This window comes from Streptomyces atriruber, assembly GCF_001418325.1.
GTDB lineage: Bacteria > Actinomycetota > Actinomycetes > Streptomycetales > Streptomycetaceae > Streptomyces > Streptomyces atriruber.
On sequence record NZ_LIPN01000023.1, the window covers coordinates 38,921 to 56,695 of the forward strand.

Sequence of the window (17,775 nt, forward strand, 5' to 3'; positions counted from 1 at the left end):
AGGACTTAGGCCCTGCCTTCGGCGGCTCGGAAGACCCGCGAGGGGCGGGTCAGCTCCAGGCCTGGCGTTCCCGGCCGCGCGGGTCGTCGATCCGCGCCCACTCCGCGCCGATCCGCATCGTGGCCCTGTGCTCGGTGTCGTAGGGGTCCCAGCCTGGGTCGCCCGTGGTGGCGAACCGGATCCAGGTCGCGTGCATGCGGGCCGCGAGATCCGCCGGGGGCCTGTCGGGGCCGAGCAGGGCGGCGGGCCCGTGCAGCTGCGGGAGGTGCGTGAGGTCGAAGACGAAGGGCAGCTCGACCGCGTGCGTGGCGCCGAGTTCGCCGTCCAGGGCCTGCGAGCGCCAGGCGAACTCGTAGGCGAAGGTCCCGGACCCGGGGTGGGCGGAGTGCGCGGCGGCCAGGGCGCGGGTGCCCGCGCCGAACAACGCATCACTCATGATGGCGGCGCGCAGTTCGCCGTACGACGCCTCGGGGCGTGTCCTGCGGTACGTCTCGACGAGCCGTGCCGGGTTCGGGTGCGAGCGCGCCGCCGTGTCGTCCAGGTCCTCGGCGGTCGAGGTGGCGTACTTGCCCACGGGGACCAGGTACAGGCGGCCCTCTTCGGTGTTGGTGCCGATGAGCAGGTCGACGTCGGCGCCGTGTCCTGCGGCGACGGCTTCGGCGGGCTGGGTGTCCAGGACCAGGCTGAAGGGGCTGAGGCCGATCAGCGGGTCGTGGTGGGCGGCGGTTCGCAGGTCGATGCCCGTGAGCTCGGCGGCTGCCGCCACCAGGCGTGCGTCGGAGATGTCCGCGAAGGCGTCCGCGTGCGGTCTGACGCCCAGGGCCTCGGCGGCCGCGGCGGTGACGCGGGCGGCCTGCTCGGCGGTGAACGCGCCCAGGCCGCTGCCGCTCTGCACGATCGCCCTGCGGAACAGTCCGGCGGCCTCGGGGGCGGCGAGGACGCCTCCGACGATGGTGGCCCCGGCCGACTGCCCGAAGAGCGTGACGTTGTCCGGGTCACCGCCGAATCCTGCGATGTTCTCCCGGACCCAGCGCAGCGCGCATACGACGTCGAGCAGACCGCGGTTGGCGGGCGCCCCCGGCAGATCGAGGAAACCGGCGATGCCGAGCCGGTAGTTGAGCGTGACGAGGACGACGCCGTCGCGGGCGAACGCGGACCCGTCGTACAGCGCGGACCGTGTCGAACCGGCGACGAACCCGCCGCCGTGCACGAACACCATGACCGGCAGGTCGCCCCGCGCGACGGCAGGCGTCCGGACGCTGACGGTGAGGTAGTCCTCGCCTGGGCTCCAGCCGGTGCCGAAGTAAGGAGCCATGTCGATGCCGCCGAGCCTGCGCTCGGACTGCGGCGCGTTGGGTCCGGGGGCCGTGGCGTCCCGTACGCCGTGCCAGGGCTCGTGCGGCCGGGGCGGGGCGAACCGGTCGGCTCCGCGCGGCGGGGCGGCGTACGGGATGTCGAGGAAGGCGGCGGTGCCGTCGTCCTGGCGCAGGCCGCGGACGGCTCCCTGCTCGGTGGCCACGACGGGTGCGGGGCGGTGGTTCATTTCTCGTGCCTTTCCGCGGTGTTCAGCGCTGGTCGGTGTACGGGGAGAAGGGCGCCCAGCCCTTGATGGCGAACGCGCTTCCGTTCCGTACGACTTCGGTGGCGCCGTGGCCGCCCAGGTGGGCCGGGATCACGAGGGCGTTGTCGTCGGCGGCCCGGCCCAGCACCCTGCGGCGGGTGGCGCGGGCCTCGGCGGGGTTCTCGCAGAAGCAGCTGTTGGCGTCCGGCTCCAGGATCTGCACCGGGCTGTGCAGCAGGTCGCCGACGAACACCGCACGGTCCGTGCCGGAGGCGAGGGTCAGCACCGAGGAGCCGGGGGTGTGTCCGGGAGCCGGGTCCAGGCGCAGGTTCGCGTCGATCCGGTGGCTGTCCGCCCACAATCGGGCCAGACCGGCCCGGTGGACGGGGGCCACGCTGTCCTCGAAGACGTTCTGGTTGCCGCGGCCGAGGCGCGGCCGATGGCCGTTGTCGGGGTTCCAGAAGTCGAAGTCGTCCTTGGGCATCAGGTAAGTGGCGTTGGGGAAGGTGGGGATCCACTCCCGTCCGTCCAGGCGGGTGTTCCAGCCGACGTGGTCGACGTGGAGATGCGTGTTGATCACGATGTCGACGTCCTCGGGCCGGACGCCGGCCCGGGCGAGATTCGCCAGGAAATCCGTGTCGAGGTGGCTCCAGACCGGGGCGTAGGGGCGTTCCTTGTGGTTGCCCACGCCGGTGTCGACGAGGATCGTTCTGCCCTCGCTGCGCAGCAGCCAGGTCTGGATCGCGGAGTTCACGATGTTGGTCCCGGAATTCAGGAAGTGCGGGTCCAGCCATGCGTCCCCGGCTTCCCAGACGTCCTTCGAGCTGTCCGGGAAGAAGGTTTCGGGGGTCATGTCGACGGATCCGAAGTACTCCCAGATCCGGGTGACGGAAACATCGCCGAGGGTGATCTGTGCCAGGGCCTCGGCGGGATCGTTTCCGGTGGTGGCAGTGGTCAAGGCGGTCTCCTGAGTGAGCGCGGGTCACCGGTTTCGGTGCCGTCGACTTCAGCGGGGACGCGGGCGCGGAACCAGACCCGGCCTTGCCTATCCACAGTTGGGTCAGGCTCGGTTCCGCGGGGCGGCCCATACTCGGAGCCATGGACGGAAAGACGCAGCTAGGAGACTTCCTGCAGACGCGGCGCTCCCAGCTGCGCCCGGCGGACATCGGGGTACCCACCTACGGGGAGCGTCGGCGTGTGCCGGGGCTCCGGCGCGAGGAGCTGGCGCTGCTGGCGGGAGTGAGCACCTCCTACTACACGCGGCTGGAACAGGGACGGTCGCCGAGCGCGTCGCCCGAGGTCCTGGACGCGATCGCCGGGGCGCTGCGGCTGGACGAGTCCGAGCGGCGGTACCTGCACGACGTGGCCAAGGTGGACAGGCGGCGCACCCGGGGCCGGCGTCCGGCGCCGGAACGGGTGCCGGACGCGACACGGCAGTTCCTGGACGTGCTCGGCGACGTTCCCGCGATCGTGCTCAGTCGGCGCACCGACGTGCTGGCGTGGAACCGGACGGGCCACGCGCTGTTCGCCGGGCATCTGGACTTCGGCGCCCCCGACCTTCCGGCGCGGCGTCCCAACATGGCCCGGCTGGTGTTCCTCGACGACCACGTCCGTGACCTGTACGCGGACTGGCCGGGCAAGGCCAGGGCCGTGGTCGGCAATCTGCGGGTGGTGGCGGCCCAGTACCCGGAGGACGCGGCACTGCATGCGCTCCTGGGTGAGCTGTCCGCGAAGAGCACCAAGTTCGCCTCGATGTGGGCCGACCACCGGGTCAAGGCCTGTACCGGCGCCGACTACGAGATGCGCCATCCACTGGTCGGGCCGCTGACCGTCGTCCAGCAGAGCATGAGCAGCGGGCGAGGCCCGGCCGTCGTGGTCGCCACCACGGAGGCGGGCTCACCCTCGCGGGCCGCCCTCGCCCTGCTCGCCCAGGCCACCGGTGAGGGTGCCGCGCGGGCCGACCTGTCCCGCGACGCGGCGCGGCCACGGCCCCGTGCCGAGCCCGCACCCAATTCGGTTGCTCCGGACCGGCGCCGCTGACAAGGTCACGGCCATGCGCACCTTCACTGCCCCCGACGGGACCGAGCTCGCCTATCACCTCATCGGGGACGGAGGAGGGGGCGACTCGAGCGCCCCCGGTGTGCCTCCGGTCGTGTGTCTGCCCGGTGGCCCGATGCAGGACTCCGCCTACCTCGGTGACCTGGGAGGGCTCGCCGCGCGGCGGCCGCTGCTCAAGCTGGATCTCCGGGGCACCGGCCGCTCGGCGGTGCCGGAGGACCGCTCCTCGTACCGCTGCGACCGTCTCGTGGACGACGTGGAGGCCCTGCGCGTGCACCTGGGCCTCGAGGTGCTCGATCTGCTCGCGCACTCCGGCGGCACCAATCTCGCGGTCCTCTACGCGACCCGGCACCCGGAGCGCGTCGGCAGGCTGGCACTGATCACGCCGAGCGTCATGGCCGTCGGCATCGCGATCGACGGGTCCGTCCGGCGGGAGACGGCGCTGCTGCGCCGGAACGAGCCGTGGTTCCCCACGGCCTTCGCCGCCCTGGAGGCCATCGTGGGCGGCCGGGCGACGGCCGAGTCCTTCCAGGCCATCGCGCCCTTCGCGTACGGCCGCTGGGACGAGGCGGCACGGGCCCATCAGGCTGCCGAGGACGGGCAGCGCAACGACGAGGCGGCCGCCGCCTACGGCGCCGAGGGTGCCTATGCCCCGGAGGCCACGCGCACGGCACTCGCGAAGCTCGGGGCGCCGGTCCTGGTGCTCGCCGGGCAGGCCGACCTGAACTCTCCGCCGCCCGCGATGACCGAGCTGGCCGCGCTGTTCCCGGACGTCGAGCTCGTGGTGCAGCCCGGCGCCGCGCACTTCCCCTGGCTGGACGACCCGGCCGCGTTCACGGCGGCCACCGGGGCGTTCCTCACCTGACGGGCCGGGCCCCGGCGCCGCGGGAAGGCATCCCCGCGGCGCCGCGCACGCGTCACCAGATGCGTACGCGCTCCGACCGGTCGAGCCACAGCCCGTCGCCCTCCACGGTGGCGAACGCCTCGTGGAACTCGTCGAGGTTGCGGACGATGTTGGCGCGGAACTCCGGCGGCGAGTGCGGGTCGATCGTCAGGTACTGCTGCTCCTGCTCCTTGCGGCGCTTGGTCCGCCAGCAGTACGCCCAGTTCATGAAGAGCCGCTGCGAGCCGGTCGTGCCGTCGTTCTCGGGCATCGGCGCCCCGTCGAGGGCGATGAGGTAGGCGGTGTGGCCGATGGTCAGGCCGCCCAGGTCGCCGATGTTCTCGCCGACGGTGAGCGAGCCGTTGACGAACTCGCCGGGCAGGTTGCGGGGCGAGAAGGCGTCGTACTGCTTGACGAGCGCCTTCGACTTGCCCTCGAACGCCGTCTTGTCGGCGGCGGTCCACCAGTCGTTCAGGTTGCCCGCGCCGTCGTACTGCGCGCCCTGGTCGTCGAAGCCGTGGCCGATCTCGTGGCCGATGACCGCGCCGATGCCGCCGTAGTTCTCCGCCGGGTCGGCGTCGGGCGAGAAGAACGGCTTCTGCAGGATGCCCGCGGGGAAGCAGATCTCATTGGTGCCCGGGTTGTAGTACGCGTTGACCGTCTGCGGCAGCATGAACCACTCGTCGCGGTCGACCGGCGCGCCGATCTTGGCGAGCTCCCTGGCGGACTCGAACGCGGACGCCGCCTGGGCGTTGCCGAGCAGGTCGTCGGCCGAGACCTGGAGCGCGGAGTAGTCGCGGAAGGTGTCGGGGTAGCCGATCTTGGGACGGAAGGTGGCGAGCTTCTCGTACGCCCGTTCCTTCGTCTCGTCGGTCATCCAGTCGAGGCGGGCGATCGACTGTCGGTAGGCCTCGAGGAGGTTGGCGACGAGGTCGTCCATCTTCGCCTTGGACGCCGGCGGGAAGTGCCGCGCGACGTACTGCTTGCCGACGGCCTCGCCGATGGAGCCCTCGACGAACGCGACCGCGCGCTTCCAGCGGGCTCGCAGCTCCGGGGTGCCGTTGAGGGTGCGGCCGTAGAACTCGAAGTTGTTCTGCACGAACGCGTCCGGCAGGTACGGCGCGCAGGAGCGCAGCACGCGCGTCAGCGCCCAGTCGCGCCACTGCTCGATCGGCACCTCGGCGAGGACCGTGGAGAGGTGGGTGAGGTAGGACGGCTGGCGGACGCAGGTCTCCGCGATGGTGGCGTCCGAGCCGCCGAGCGCGGCGGCGTAGCCACGCCAGTCGAACTCGGGTGCCAGTGCGGTGAGTTCGTCCAGGGTGGTGAGGTTGTAGGTCTTCAGCACGTCGCGGGTCTCGGCCCGCTCCCAGTGCCCCTCGGCGAGCTTCGTCTCCAGCGCGAGGACGGTCCGCGCGGCGGCGGCCGGGTCCGCGTGCCTGCCGAGGGTGAGGAGCTCGGTGAGGTAGGCGACGTACTTCTCGCGGATCTCGGCGAACTTCTCCTCGCGGTAGTACGACTCGTCGGGCAGGCCGAGACCGCCCTGGAGGATGTTGAAGAGGTAGCGGTCCGAGTCGCGGTCGTCGGAGTCGACGTACGCGCCGAAGAGGCCGGAGCCGCCGATCCGCTCGAAGCGGCCGATGAAGGCCGCGAGCTCCCGGGTGTCCCGCAGGCCCGCGACCTCGTCGATCAGGGGCTGGGCGGGGGCCAGGCCACGGGCGGCGATGGTCTCCTCGTCCATGAAGGAGGCGTACAGCGCGGCGATCTTCCGGGCATCCTCGGAGACGGCACCCGGGTCGGCCGACACCTCCGCGGCGAGCTCCTGGATGATCGTCTTGACCTGTTGTTCCGCGGTGTCGGCCAGCTGCACGAAGGGACCCCAGCTGGAGCGGTCATCGGGGATCTTCTCGGTGTCCAGCCAGACTCCGTTGACGTGGCCGAAGAGGTCGTCCTGCGGGCGGATCTCGGGGTTCATGCCCGGGCGGGCGTCATCCAGAATGCTCATCCAGGCAGCCTATGCGAGGGGTCGGTCCGGCACGACGGACTGCGGGGGCCGTTCGGCGAGGAGCGAACAACGGAGTGCTCCCGGGCGGCCGACCGGCACGCCAACTCGCGCACAAAACATCTCAATAGGAGCGATAAAGTATCGCGTCAACCTTCGTATGCCTGTGACACCCAGGAGCACATCTGTGACCGTAGCCATCGTCCCGTCCCAGGAAGACGCCGCGTCCCAGGAGACCGCCTCCCCCGAGGGTACTTCTCACGAGGGCACGCCCCCCGGGGCCGGGGCCGCCCCGACCGCCGACGCGGCCGCGCTGGTGGCCGAGGACGCCCGCGACTTCGGGGCGTACGCGCGCACCGGCGGCTGGGCCTTCGGCCTCAAGGTCGCCCGCAGCGTGCGGCCCGGCGGGCAGAGTGCCGGCGAGACGCCGAAGATCTCCGCCAAGGAGTTCGCCGAGCTGGCCGGCTGTTCGGCCGACCGCGTCATGCGCTACTACAAGGCCTGGGACAAGGCGGCCGACGACGGGATGGTGCCCCACTTCGAGGCCCTCTCCCCCGGCATGGACGTCGAACTCCCCGACGCCGACATCTGGTTGTCGTACTACTCCGCCCGCTCCAGCGCCCTCAGCCAACGGGGTGAGGCGATCTCCGAGGCGGCCGAGGCCGAGGGCATCCGCCCCACCAAGGCCCTGGAGGTCGCGGAGAACCCCACCGCGCTGCGTGCCGCGATCCTGGCCGACCCCGGCACCGCGGAGGCGGCGCGCAAGGCCCTGATGGACCGCCTCGACGAGGACCCGGCGCTGCGCACCGAGCTGGTCCGCGACATCGTCCGCACCGACGACCTCAAGAAGGCCGTGGCGGCCGAGGCCAAGGCGGGCGACCGCGTCGAGTACGTCCGCCAGATCGTGGAGAAGGGCCAGGTCAAGACGCCCGCAGGGCAGATGATCGACGCGTCCGCCGAACTGCGCGAGGAGGCCGAGCGCCATCTGTCGCTGATCGACGAGCTGGACGACGGCGAGGAGTCCGGCGAGTGGGCGCGCGAGGCGTACGACACGGTGCGCGACCTGGTGGCGCAGACCGTCCAGAGCGACCCCGAACTGCGGGTCCAGGAGCGGCGCGCGAAGTTCTACAGCAGCCTGCAGAAGGCCACGAAGGTCTTCGAGGAGCTGACGTTCGACGATGTCGATACCGCCGAGGACATCCGCGACATCTACGAGGACGACATGGTGAAGCGCCTCGAAGACCTCCAGCAGGCCATCGGCGCGTGCATCACGGCGCTCCAGTCGGCGACCGTACGTCCCGAGGCTGATCACGACCCCCGGTCGTAGCACTCGAGTCGTACGCGATGACCCGTACCGGGAGGGATTCGCCGACCCGGGCCCGGCTCGTAGCTTCTTGATCACGTCAGATTGCCGACCGATCGAGAGGCCTCGGAACCATGTACGTCAAGGCATTCGCCCCGGAGTACCAGGGCGAGCTGGGCTCGGAACTGAGCGTGAACTCCTCGTACGAGGACGTGCGCGCGTCCGCCGGCCGTGCGCTCTCCCGGGCGGACGGCGCGGCCGAGCGCGCACGGGCCGCGCTGGCGCTCGCGGAGGCGAGCAGGCGGCTCGGCCGGGTCGACGACGCGGGCGCCGCCTGGCGGCAGAGCTACCGCAGCGCCCGCACCGCGCGGGACGAGGGCGCCATGGCCTGGGCGCTGTGGAGCGGCGGCACCCTCGCGAGGCAGTGCGGGGCGCTGCCGCTCGCCCGGCGGCTGCTCAGGCACTCCGTCGAGCTGGCCGCGGGCAGCGGTGACCTCCTCGCGCACGGGTACGCGCTCGCGGGCCTCGCCGAGACCGGGCGCATCCAGGGGGACTACGCGGCCGTCGCCGCGCTCCACGAGGAGCTGCTGGAGCAGGGGCGGGCGCGCGGCGAGGCGCGGCACATGGTGTGGGCGATGACCGGGATAGCGCAGATGCACCGCAACAGCGGCGAGCACGCCAAGGCCCTGGAGCTGTTCGAGGAGTCGGTCCGGATCGCCACCGAGGCGGACGACGCGCGCGGGCGCGCCTGGTCGCTGCGGGGCGTGGCCGACGTGGTGTCCCTGCGGGGCGATCCGGACCGGGCCCTCGACCTGCTCTCCGAGGCCGAGGAGGTGTGCCGGGCCATGGACCTGGCGAGTGCGCTCGCCTACAACCACAAGATGCGCGGGAACGTGCTGTACCGCGCCGGGCGTTACGAGGCGGCGCGGGACACGTACGCGATCGCCCTCGACGAGTTCACCGCGATGCACGAGCCGCGCGGCACCGCGCTCTCCCGGCTCGGCCTGGCCAAGTGCCGGGCGCGGCTCGGGTGCGCCCGGGAGGCGACGCTCGCCGAACTGGACGTGCTGGAGGCGGACTTCGACCGTATGGGCCTGCGGCACGCGCGCGACATGGTCGTGGCCTTCCGCGCCGAGTCGGCGCCCGCCGTCAGCGCGTGAGCGTGATGCGGACCCCGACCGTGCCCTTGAGGCCGCGGCGGAGCCGGCTGCCGAACAGCGTGAGGAAACCGGCCACCCCGTACTTGTGCAGGATCAGGGTGCGGTAGCGGGCGGTGACGTCGGGCGGGCAGATCTCGGCGGTGGCGGGCACCTGCTCGCCGGTCGGCCTGCCCCGTCGGTCGCACGGGCCGACCATGACGTCCGCGCGCCTGCGGATCCGCTTCACCTTCCAGGACTCGCCGGGCGTCCAGATGCCGAGGGCGCCGTCGTCCTCGACGACCCATACGGGGGTCGGCACCAGGGTGCCGTCCTTCCGATAGCTGCTGACGAGCAGGTACTTTCCGGAGCTGAGCCGCGTCAGCAGGGTGTCGACCATGCCGAGAGTCTAGGGCGCCCCGTACGCCCGGCCCGTAACTCCTTATATTGGTTACATGGAACAGTCCCCGCCACCCCTGCCCGCCGGGACGTCCGGCATCGTGCTGCGCTCCTACAGCGGATCCACCTTCCGCTTCGACCCCGGCGCGCTCTGTCTGGAACTGCTCCCCACCGGCGGCCCCGGCGAGTTCCGGCGGTACGAGGTACTGCACGCGCCCGGCGATCTGACCGACTGGGCCGAGCGGTCACGGCTCACGCCCACCCCGCTCCTGGAGGTGTCCGACGCCGAGGTGGCGGACGCCCGGCGGCTGCGCGACGCGCTGTTCCGCGTGACGACCGCGCGGGCCCGCGACGAGCCCGCCGACCCGGCCGACGTCACCACCGTCAACGCGGCGGCCGCCCACGCCCCGCTGGTCCCCGCCGTCGGCCCGGACGGCGCGCGCGTCTGGGCCGGGACCGCGGACGGCACCCGGCTGCTGGCCACCGTGGCGCGCGACGCGGTGGACCTGCTGACCGGACCGTTCGCGCACCGCATCCGTACGTGCTCGGCCGAGGACTGCGCCCTGATCTACGTCGACACCTCGCGCCCCGGCCGCCGCCGCTGGTGCTCGATGGAGCACTGCGGCAACCGCCACAAGGTACGGACACTGCGTGCGCGCCGCTCCGAGGAGGGCTGAGGGACATCCGGATGGCATGGATCCGCAGACCGGGGTACGCATGAAGGACCGAGTGCACCTCCGACCGGAATCGGGTGATCCCTGTGCCCAGGGCGCAGATCAAGGACGAGAAGACCTACCAGGCGCTGCGCCGCGAGGGCGCGAGCAAGGAGAAGGCGGCGCGCATCGCCAATGACTCCGGCGGTTCCCGCCGGGCCACCGGCCGCAAGGGCGGCAGGGCCGGGACGTACGAGGACCGCTCCAAGGAGGATCTGTACCGCGAGGCCAAGAAGGTCGGCATCGACGGCCGCTCCAAGATGAACAAGTCCCAGCTGATCGACGCGCTGCGCCACCACTGACCGTTCAGCGGGTCCGCAGGGCCGCCGCTCGTTCCTTGAGGTGGTGGAGCACGTCCTGCCGCTCCGTCTCCTCGATGGCCCGGAAGCCGGAGGCCAGTCGGCGCGTGTCGACGAGGGTCGCCACGTCGAGCCCCGCGGCCGCCCCGCCCGGTCCGCTGCGCCCGCCCGTGACGACGTCGTGGCGCTCCAGTCCGGCCGGGTCCGTGGGCCGCCGGGGGCCACTCATCCAGGCCGCTCCTCCCCGCGCGCAGTGGTGCCGAACAGCTCACCCATCCGGCGGGCCAGGTCCCCCATCTGGTGCCCGAGCAGTCCCTGGCCGAGCCCTTCCTCGGCGAGGACGCCGAGACGCGTCTCCACACCGGCCCGCACCACGAAGAGGTGCCCGCGCCCGACCTCGATCATCGCGAGCCTCAACTGACCGCTGTACTTGGGGAATTGTGCGGCGACGGGCTGGGCGAGCGCCTCCAGTCCCGCGACGACGTCGGCGAACCGGTCCACGTCCTGTCACGGAGCGCTCAGCTCACGTCGGTCTCGTGCTGTGTCATCGCTGGTCGCTCCGGCGGTACGACGGAGGGGCCGGGGCCGCCGTGGCGGGTGCCGGCGCACCGGACGCATCGGCGCGTGGTCCGCTCCGGCGCCGCTTCGGCAGACCACCGGCCGTGGTCTCGGGCTCGGGCTCGGCGGCGGTCGGCGCGGGGGCCGGAGTCGCCGCGCCGGCCGTCGCGGACGGTCGCGGTGCCGTCCGCCTCCCGGCGGGGGCGGCCGGGGCCGGGGGCCGCGCGGGCTTCACGCCCGTGGGGAGCCGACTGAAGTACTTGTGCGGGACGACAACGACGACGGACGTGCCGAGCCAGGGCGATTCCGCGAAGGTGACCCGGATGCCGTACTTCCGGCCGAGCATTCCCACGACGCGCAGGCCGAGGTGCGCGTGCTCCGCGAGGCCGCCGAGGCCGGGACCCGCGGCGGCGCCTTCGAGGGATCCGATCGCCTGCTGCTTCTTCTCGTCGCTCAGGCCCTTGCCCGCGTCCTGGATCTCGATGCCCACGCCGTTGGGCACCTCCTTGCCCGACACGATCACGGGCTCGGTGGGCGGCGAGTAGCGGGCCGCGTTGTCCAGGAGGTGGGCGAAGATCAGCGTGAGGTGGTCCACCAGGCCGCCGTCGACGCCGAGTTCGGGCAGTCGGCGCACCTGTACGCGGTCGAAGTCCTTGATGCGGCCGATGCCGCCGCGGACCACGCCGAGCAGGCGCTGCGGCTCCTGCCACTGGCGGCCGGGCCGGTCGGTTCCGCCGAGGACGCCGATGCTGGCGGCGAGACAGTCGGCGGGGCCGATCGCCTGGCCGAGCTCCATCAGCCCCCGGGCGACGGCGGGCGAGCGGCCGTGCTCGCCCTGCATCTCGTGGAGACGGCCGCGGATCTTGCCGGTGAGGACGTGCAGCCTGCTGCCGATGCCGATGACGGCCTGTTCGGCGGAGGTGGTGCGGTTGAACTCCTCCTCGACGGCGATGAGGCCCGAGCGCAGGACCTTGCGCAGTTCGAGCCGGAACTCGGGAGACACGCCGGTCTCCTGCGCCAGTTGCGGGAGCACGTCGTCGACGGCCTCGCCGGAGCGCAGGCCCTTCAGCGCCTTGGGGAGGAAGTCGTCACCCAGGCGGGCGAGCAGTTCGTGCTGTCGGTCGACGCGCCACTCCCAGGCCTTGGCCTCGTCGATCAGGCGGGCCTCCAGGGCCGCGCGATCGGTCGCGTACTGGTGCTCCAGGGAGGCCACGTGGTGCTGCCACTGTCGCGAGTGGCTGAGCTGATCCGTCCGGTTCTGTTCGGCGGTGCGGCGCAACTCCTGTCTCGCGCGCAGCAGGAGCCGTACACACCAGGCCGCGGCCGCGGTGGCGCCAAGTCCCGCCAGGACGAGGGGTATTCGGGCCCCTTCGGGACCGGTCACCGCGGCGGTCAGCGTGCCCACGCCCAAGCCGAACGGCAACAGCCACCAGGCGCGCCAGACCCCGGATTCCTGGGCTGCCGCCGGTGATGGAGTGGCAAGTTGCATCTGCATCCTCAGACCAACGCGATCAAACGGGAGACAACCACAGACAAAAGGCCGCACGAGGCGGCATCGCGACACCGGCGACTGAGTGGATCACGTCAACACGGCGTGCCACGGGGGAGCTTATAGGGTTCGAGGGAATGTGGATCAACTACTTCCGAGATCGTCGCCGACCTCCCACGCCCTCGGGTCCGGCGTCGACAGGACGCCGCCGGAAAGGTCACCCATGAGCCGTCGGGACGCCGGAGAGGGCGGACTGCGCCCGGTCGACCTGGCGCGTGCGGCCGGTGTCTCGCCGCAGCAGATCCGCAACTACGCCGACGCGGGCATCCTGCCGCCCGCCCCGCGCTCCCCCGCCGGATACCGCAGGTTCGACGCCGGGCACCGGCAGGCCCTGCTCACCTACCGGGCCCTGGTCCGCGGCCACGGTTCGGGCACGGCCCGAGCGGTCATGCGGGCGGTCCACGCGGGAGAGGTGCCGCGGGCGCTGGCGCTCATCGACGCCGGGCACGCCCTCCTGCACGACCAGCGGGGCGCCCTGCGGACGACGGGCGAGGCCCTGGCGGCCGTCGCGGAGGACGGGCCGACCGCGCCCGCCCTGCCGCGCTCGCGGCTGCGCATCGGGGAAGTTGCGGCCCATCTGGGCGTGCGCGCCTCGGCCCTGCGGGTCTGGGAGGCCGCCGGGCTCCTGACCCCGTCCCGCGACCCGGGCACGCACTACCGCTCCTACCTCCCCGCCGACGTCCGCGACGCGCGCATCGTCCACATGCTGCGGCAGAGCCACTACCTCCTGCCGCAGATCCGCCCCGTCCTGGACGACCTGCGGCGCAGCGGCGGTGTCGGCGCGCTCCGCACGGCCCTGGCGCAGCGCGAGGCCGCGCTGGACCTGCGGGCATGGGCCATGCTGGAGGGAGCGGCCCATCTGTACCGCTACCTCTCGGACAGGTCCCCGGCCCCGGAGAGCGCGTCTTCGGAGCCCGCCTCGCGGGGACCGTACAGCGCGGACGGAGCACCCGAGGCCAGCGCCCAGTAGCGGTCGCCGTACGACCAGTGCCACCACTCCGTGGGGTAGTTGACCAGGCCCGCTCCCGTCAGTGCGGTACCGAGGACCGTGCGGTGGGCGCGCGCCTCGGCGCTGATGTTCGCCGCTTCGGTGTAGCAGGCGCCCGCGCTCTCCTCGGGGTCGGCGTTCATCCGGGTGCCCAGGTCGAGCTCGCGTCCTTCGGCGTCGGCCAGGGTGAGGTCGACGGCCGCGCCCGCGCTGTGCGGGGCGATGTCGGGCGGTGAGACGTAGCGGCTGGCCGCCGCGTGGATCTCGGCGGCGGGCAGGTGCGGGTGCAGGGCGCGCAGTTGGTCCGCGTACTCCTCGAAGTAGTGGCGCTGCAGCGACGGCGGCCGGTAGCCCTCGACGAACAGGAGCCGCAGCCCCGTCGGGAGCAGCTCCTCTGCGTGCAGGAGGCGCCGCAGGACGCCCTCGCGCAGCAGCGCGAACGCGGCCTCGGGCCCCTCCTGCTGCCGCACGTCGACCAGCAGTCCCCTGCTGCCGCTGCCGCCCCGCGCCGTCCGTACGTCGACGAGCCGCTCCCCGCACTCGCGCACGGGGACGGCGGCGACCCGTGGGTCCGCCATCAGGACGATCCCGCCGGACGGGCCCTCGACGGCCGACCGAACCGTCATGCCGGGCTCCACGGGGATACCTCGACCACCGCGTCCACGGGCAACGGTCCATAGATGTGGGGGAACTCCACCCCGCCGGGCCGCGGGGCCTCGAAGCGCACCGGCGCGGTGAGACGTGCACTGTCGATGGTGAGGACCACCAGCTCGTCGGGGCCTTCGTAGTTCCCGTAGACGAACGCGGCCACGCCCGACAGCTGCTCGGGCAGCGAGCAGTGGATGAAACCCTCTTCGCCCAGCGTCTTGCCGCGGGTGGACATCTCGTACGTCCCGGCTTCCCTTGCGGCGTCCCACAAGGCGCGCTCGGTGATGTGCAGCAGTCGTGTCATGGATCAACGATACGCGGACGAAGATCCATGTAGGCTCCACGGGCCGTTCCGGCCGGTGAGAGGAGCAAGCCCATGCGATCCATGAGCGACAGCGAGTGGCGGTCCTTCGTGCTGGAGGGGACACGGACGGGGAAGCTGGCGACGAACCGGGCCGACGGGCGGCCGCACGTCACCCCGGTGTGGTTCCTCCTCGACGGGGACGAGCTCCTCATCACCACCTGGCACGAGTCCCTCAAGTACCAGGCGCTGCGCCGCGAGCCGCGCTTCTCGCTCTGCGTGGACGACCAGCAACCGCCCTTCTCGTACGTCATGTTGGAGTGCACGGCGGACTTCACCGACGATCCGGCCGCCCTGCGCGACTGGGCGACGCGGATCGGCTCCCGCTACATGGGCGAGGAACAGGCGGAGGCGTACGGACGGCGGAACTCCGTGCCGGGCGAGTATCTGGTGCGGGCCCGCATCGACCGGGTCATCGCCTTCGGGGGCATCGCCGACTGACGGGACCGCCGCCACGCCTCGCCGTCAGAGCCTGTGTCATGGCCCCGGCCGGATCAGTGGGCGTCGTCTGGTGCGTGCGATCGCAAGGCGCCGGAGCGTCCTGGGTGGGGGTCCCCCCGGGGCCCTTCAGGCCTGGGGGAGGAGCTACCAGGGCGTTCCGGCAACGCGGCGAGCGTGCGTGCCAGGCGGCGGCCACCCGGCCGGGGTCATGACACAGGCTCTCAAGGGCGCACGGACTCCAGCGCTTCGGCGACGGCGGTGTGGAAGCGGGCGTGTTCCCTTGCGCTGGGCGGCAGTTCGGGGTTCCAGGAGAGCGTGGGGACACGTCGCCCGAGGGCGTCCCCGAGGGGCGAGGCGTTGCCTCGTACGTCGGTGAGGACGAGGTCGGGCTCCAGCGCTGCCGCGTCGGCCCAGGTCGTCGTGGACCAGTTCGCGCCCTGCCCCGGCTCGGGGTCCACCAGGCCGACGCCGAATCCGGCGAGCGCGGCGAGATCCGGCCAGGCGTACGGCCTCGCCAGATGGACGGAGTCGGGGCCCGCCGGGGAGAGGGCGAGCACGCGCGAGCGCACGGGCCCCGCGGCGGAGGCGGTCAACCTGCGCTCTGCGGCGGCCAGTTCGGCGGCAGCTTCGGCGTCCGGGGCGGCACCCAGGCTGTGGGCCAGGGCGGTGAGGCGTTCCCTGATCCCGGTGAGGCTGCGGCCGCCGCCGACGTCGAGCACGACCAGCGGGACGTGCTCCTCCAGGTGCTTGGCGGCCTCCGGATCGATGCCGTAGACCTGACCGCCGCCGTAGGTGAGCGCCACGACGAGGTCGGGCCCGGCGGCGAGGAGGGCGTCGAGGTCGAGTGCGGGGCCCGCGCCGTAGTAGGGCAGGTCCGCGAGGGGGAGGCTGCCCGTCTTGGCCGGGTCGGGCAGCGCCGGGTCGTCGTGCGCGGAGCCGAAGACACCGGCGGGTCGTATGCCGTGGTCGTGCAGCGCCGCGCCGGTCGGCACGTAGGCGATCAGCCGGGACGGCCGGTGCGCGGCCCTCACCAGGTGGTCCCTGTCGTCGGTGAACTCCCACTCTCCGGCCGTGTGTTGTGCCATGATCTCCGACTCCTCCTGCCGTGCCGCGCCACGGCCTGCCCCGCCGTGGCCGTCCCGGTGCTACCTGCCCGGACGCACCCCGGAGTACACGGGCTCGGCTGCCGTCCGCCGTGGTCCGGGCCGGTCGTCCACGCCGGACGGGACCCGGTACTCCGCCGGTCGGCCTAGTCCTGGAGCAGGTACCGATCCCGGTCGAGCGACAGATGCGGGGGCGGGGTCCGCCTTCGTAGCTTCGTCGGTGTCAGGAACGAACACCGGGCCGGGGAGGCAGCCATGAACGACACCCAGCAGACCGTCCGACCAGCCGTCAGGGACGAGCCGGACGGGACACCAGAGCCCCTGAAGGTCGCCGTCATCATCGCGAGCACCCGGGAGGGCCGCTTCGCGCCCACCATCGCCGACTGGTTCACCGGGCAGACCGCGCAGCGCCACGATCTGGCCGTCGACGTGATCGACCTGGCCGAGGCGCGTCTGCCGGACCAGCTGGCCGAGCGGCCGGGCCCCGAGGTCGCCGAGGTCGGCGCGCGCATCGACGCGGCCGACGCGTTCGTCGTCATCACGCCCGAGTACAACCACAGCTTCCCCGCGTCGCTGAAGACCGCGATCGACTGGCACTACGAGGAGTGGCGTGCCAAACCGGTGGGCTTCGTCAGTTACGGCGGCCTGTCGGGCGGCCTGCGGGCCGTGGAGCACCTGCGGCAGGTCTTCGCGGAGCTGCACGCGGTGACCGTCCGCGACACCGTGAGCTTCCACGGCGTCTGGAGCTGCTTCGACGCGTCCGGCGAGCCGATCGATCCGACCGTGCCGGAGACCGCCGCCAAGGCGATGCTCGACCAGCTCACCTGGTGGGGCCGCACGCTGCGCGACGGCAAGGCCGTCCGCCCCTACGCCGCCTGACCGCAGCGCCACACCACCCAGCCGCATCGACGAGGGAGTCGTCATGAAGATGACCGCCGCCGCACTGAACGCATACGGACCGCCGGAGGTCCTGCGGCCGACGGAGCTCGACGCCCCGGAACCGGGACCCGGTGAGGTACGGGTCCGGGTCAGGGCCGCCGGGGTCCAGCCCTTCGACCTCGGGGTGCGGGAGGGCTGGGTGCCACCGGGCGCCGAGCCGGGGTTCCCGGTCGTCCCCGGCAACGAGTTCGCGGGCGTCGTGGACCGGATCGGCGAAGGCGTCGGCGACTTCGCGCCCGGCGACGAGGTGCTCGGGTACTCCCTGCTCGGCGGCTACGCCCAGTACGCGGCCGTGGCCGCCGAGCAGCTGGTCCACAAACCGGCCGCCATGCCGTGGACGGTCGCGGGCGGCTTCTCCGGCAACGGCCAGGGCGCCCACCTGGCCCTCTCCCACCTGCGCGTGCGTTCCGGGGACACCGTCCTGATCGGCGCGGCGGCCGGCGCGCTCGGCACGTTCGCCGTGCAGTTGGCGCGGGCCTGGGGCGCCACGACCGTCATCGGCACGGCGAGCGACGCCAACCACGACCATCTGCGGGCGCTCGGGGCGGTCCCCGTGACGTACGGCGAGGGGCTCGTCGACCGAATCCGCGCCGTCGCGCCGGACGGCGTGGACGCGGCGCTCGACGCGGCGGGGCCGGAGGGGCTGCGGGCCGCCGTGGCCGTGGCCAAGGACCGCGACCGGGTCGTCACGATGGTCGCCACGGAGGAGGCGGCACGCCTCGGGCTGGCCGACTGGGGCGGCACCCGGTCCGCGGCCCGGCTGGCCGAACTCACCGCGCTGTACGAGAAGGGCGCGGTCAACGTGCACCTGCGCGCGACGTTCCCGCTGGAGCGGGC

19 protein-coding genes and 1 pseudogene are annotated in these 17,775 nt (G+C 72.7%); 10 read left to right on the forward strand and 10 right to left on the reverse strand.

All coding sequences use genetic code 11. The features are described 5' to 3' along the window. Nucleotides 1-49 precede the first annotated feature (49 nt). Together AOK03_RS02145 and AOK03_RS02150 are read right to left on the reverse strand one after the other, a co-directional pair. Nucleotides 50-1,543 (reverse strand): carboxylesterase/lipase family protein, encoded by a 1,494-nt coding sequence (locus AOK03_RS02145; RefSeq protein ID WP_055563383.1) that lies wholly within the window; start codon nucleotides 1,541-1,543, stop codon nucleotides 50-52. Between the two features lie 22 nt (nucleotides 1,544-1,565). Next, complete coding sequence (locus tag AOK03_RS02150; protein WP_055563399.1) at nucleotides 1,566-2,480, reverse strand: MBL fold metallo-hydrolase; 915 nt, start codon at nucleotides 2,478-2,480, stop codon at nucleotides 1,566-1,568. A gap of 179 nt (nucleotides 2,481-2,659) precedes the next feature. Here AOK03_RS02150 and AOK03_RS02155 point away from each other — a divergent pair, with 179 nt between their 5' ends. Both AOK03_RS02155 and AOK03_RS02160 read left to right on the forward strand, forming a co-directional pair. Continuing rightward, a complete protein-coding gene (locus tag AOK03_RS02155) occupies nucleotides 2,660-3,601 on the forward strand; it encodes a helix-turn-helix domain-containing protein (protein WP_055563384.1) in 942 nt (313 codons plus the stop codon). Nucleotides 3,602-3,614: 13 nt separating this feature from the next. After that, nucleotides 3,615-4,484, forward strand: a complete 870-nt coding sequence (locus tag AOK03_RS02160; protein WP_055563400.1) for an alpha/beta fold hydrolase — start codon at nucleotides 3,615-3,617, stop codon at nucleotides 4,482-4,484. 52 nt (nucleotides 4,485-4,536) lie between these two features. Here the strand turns inward: AOK03_RS02160 and AOK03_RS02165 are convergent, their stop codons facing one another. Beyond that, nucleotides 4,537-6,504 carry a M13 family metallopeptidase gene (locus tag AOK03_RS02165; RefSeq protein WP_055563385.1) on the reverse strand — a complete coding sequence of 656 codons (1,968 nt, stop codon included), beginning with the start codon at nucleotides 6,502-6,504 and terminating at the stop codon, nucleotides 4,537-4,539. A 184-nt stretch (nucleotides 6,505-6,688) separates the two neighbouring features. Between AOK03_RS02165 and AOK03_RS02170 the strand changes: the two genes are divergently transcribed. Together AOK03_RS02170 and AOK03_RS02175 are read left to right on the forward strand one after the other, a co-directional pair. Further along, nucleotides 6,689-7,828 carry a hypothetical protein gene (locus AOK03_RS02170; protein ID WP_055563386.1) on the forward strand — a complete coding sequence of 380 codons (1,140 nt, stop codon included), beginning with the start codon at nucleotides 6,689-6,691 and terminating at the stop codon, nucleotides 7,826-7,828. Nucleotides 7,829-7,938: 110 nt separating this feature from the next. Continuing rightward, on the forward strand, nucleotides 7,939-8,964 hold the full coding sequence (locus AOK03_RS02175; RefSeq protein ID WP_055563387.1) for a tetratricopeptide repeat protein: 1,026 nt from the start codon (nucleotides 7,939-7,941) through the stop codon (nucleotides 8,962-8,964). Here the strand turns inward: AOK03_RS02175 and AOK03_RS02180 are convergent. Beyond that, a complete protein-coding gene (locus tag AOK03_RS02180) occupies nucleotides 8,954-9,340 on the reverse strand; it encodes a PPOX class F420-dependent oxidoreductase (protein ID WP_055563388.1) in 387 nt (128 codons plus the stop codon). The two genes, AOK03_RS02175 and AOK03_RS02180, sit on opposite strands and share 11 nt — an antisense overlap. A gap of 55 nt (nucleotides 9,341-9,395) precedes the next feature. Between AOK03_RS02180 and AOK03_RS02185 the strand changes: the two genes are divergently transcribed. Both AOK03_RS02185 and AOK03_RS02190 read left to right on the forward strand, forming a co-directional pair. Beyond that, on the forward strand, nucleotides 9,396-10,016 hold the full coding sequence (locus tag AOK03_RS02185) for a CGNR zinc finger domain-containing protein (RefSeq protein ID WP_055563389.1): 621 nt from the start codon (nucleotides 9,396-9,398) through the stop codon (nucleotides 10,014-10,016). Between the two features lie 83 nt (nucleotides 10,017-10,099). Beyond that, nucleotides 10,100-10,354, forward strand: a complete 255-nt coding sequence (locus AOK03_RS02190; RefSeq protein ID WP_055563390.1) for a DUF7218 family protein — start codon at nucleotides 10,100-10,102, stop codon at nucleotides 10,352-10,354. Between the two features lie 4 nt (nucleotides 10,355-10,358). Here AOK03_RS02190 and AOK03_RS43730 read toward each other — a convergent pair whose 3' ends face one another. The 3 genes and pseudogenes from AOK03_RS43730 to AOK03_RS02205 form a co-directional block, all read right to left on the reverse strand. Beyond that, nucleotides 10,359-10,580, reverse strand: coding sequence for a hypothetical protein (locus tag AOK03_RS43730; protein ID WP_055563391.1), 222 nt, complete (start codon nucleotides 10,578-10,580; stop codon nucleotides 10,359-10,361). Beyond that, nucleotides 10,577-10,855, reverse strand: a pseudogene (locus tag AOK03_RS02200) (roadblock/LC7 domain-containing protein); the annotation flags it as partial. The pseudogene AOK03_RS02200 and the gene AOK03_RS43730, both read right to left, overlap by 4 nt. 40 nt (nucleotides 10,856-10,895) lie before the next feature. Next, the gene (locus AOK03_RS02205) at nucleotides 10,896-12,398 is read right to left on the reverse strand and encodes an ATP-binding protein (protein WP_107097900.1); all 1,503 of its coding nucleotides are present in this window, start codon (nucleotides 12,396-12,398) and stop codon (nucleotides 10,896-10,898) included. Nucleotides 12,399-12,621: 223 nt separating this feature from the next. Between AOK03_RS02205 and AOK03_RS02210 the strand changes: the two genes are divergently transcribed. Beyond that, complete coding sequence (locus AOK03_RS02210) at nucleotides 12,622-13,428, forward strand: MerR family DNA-binding transcriptional regulator (RefSeq protein WP_055563392.1); 807 nt, start codon at nucleotides 12,622-12,624, stop codon at nucleotides 13,426-13,428. On the opposite strand, the gene AOK03_RS02215 is transcribed toward AOK03_RS02210, so the two are convergent. Together AOK03_RS02215 and AOK03_RS02220 are read right to left on the reverse strand one after the other, a co-directional pair. Then, nucleotides 13,326-14,072, reverse strand: a complete 747-nt coding sequence (locus tag AOK03_RS02215; protein WP_055563401.1) for a M15 family metallopeptidase — start codon at nucleotides 14,070-14,072, stop codon at nucleotides 13,326-13,328. The genes AOK03_RS02210 and AOK03_RS02215 overlap by 103 nt on opposite strands. Next, nucleotides 14,069-14,398, reverse strand: coding sequence for a DUF952 domain-containing protein (locus AOK03_RS02220; RefSeq protein WP_055563393.1), 330 nt, complete (start codon nucleotides 14,396-14,398; stop codon nucleotides 14,069-14,071). The genes AOK03_RS02215 and AOK03_RS02220 overlap by 4 nt, the downstream gene beginning before the upstream one ends. A gap of 81 nt (nucleotides 14,399-14,479) precedes the next feature. Between AOK03_RS02220 and AOK03_RS02225 the strand changes: the two genes are divergently transcribed. After that, nucleotides 14,480-14,896 carry a PPOX class F420-dependent oxidoreductase gene (locus AOK03_RS02225; RefSeq protein ID WP_055563402.1) on the forward strand — a complete coding sequence of 139 codons (417 nt, stop codon included), beginning with the start codon at nucleotides 14,480-14,482 and terminating at the stop codon, nucleotides 14,894-14,896. 221 nt (nucleotides 14,897-15,117) lie between these two features. Here AOK03_RS02225 and AOK03_RS02230 read toward each other — a convergent pair whose 3' ends face one another. After that, on the reverse strand, nucleotides 15,118-15,981 hold the full coding sequence (locus AOK03_RS02230; protein ID WP_055563394.1) for a hypothetical protein: 864 nt from the start codon (nucleotides 15,979-15,981) through the stop codon (nucleotides 15,118-15,120). A 273-nt stretch (nucleotides 15,982-16,254) separates the two neighbouring features. Between AOK03_RS02230 and AOK03_RS02235 the strand changes: the two genes are divergently transcribed. Then, nucleotides 16,255-16,878 (forward strand): NADPH-dependent FMN reductase, encoded by a 624-nt coding sequence (locus AOK03_RS02235; protein WP_079074410.1) that lies wholly within the window; start codon nucleotides 16,255-16,257, stop codon nucleotides 16,876-16,878. A 43-nt stretch (nucleotides 16,879-16,921) separates the two neighbouring features. Then, on the forward strand, nucleotides 16,922-17,775 hold an 854-nt coding region (locus AOK03_RS02240; protein WP_055563395.1), incomplete at its 3' end, for an NADP-dependent oxidoreductase.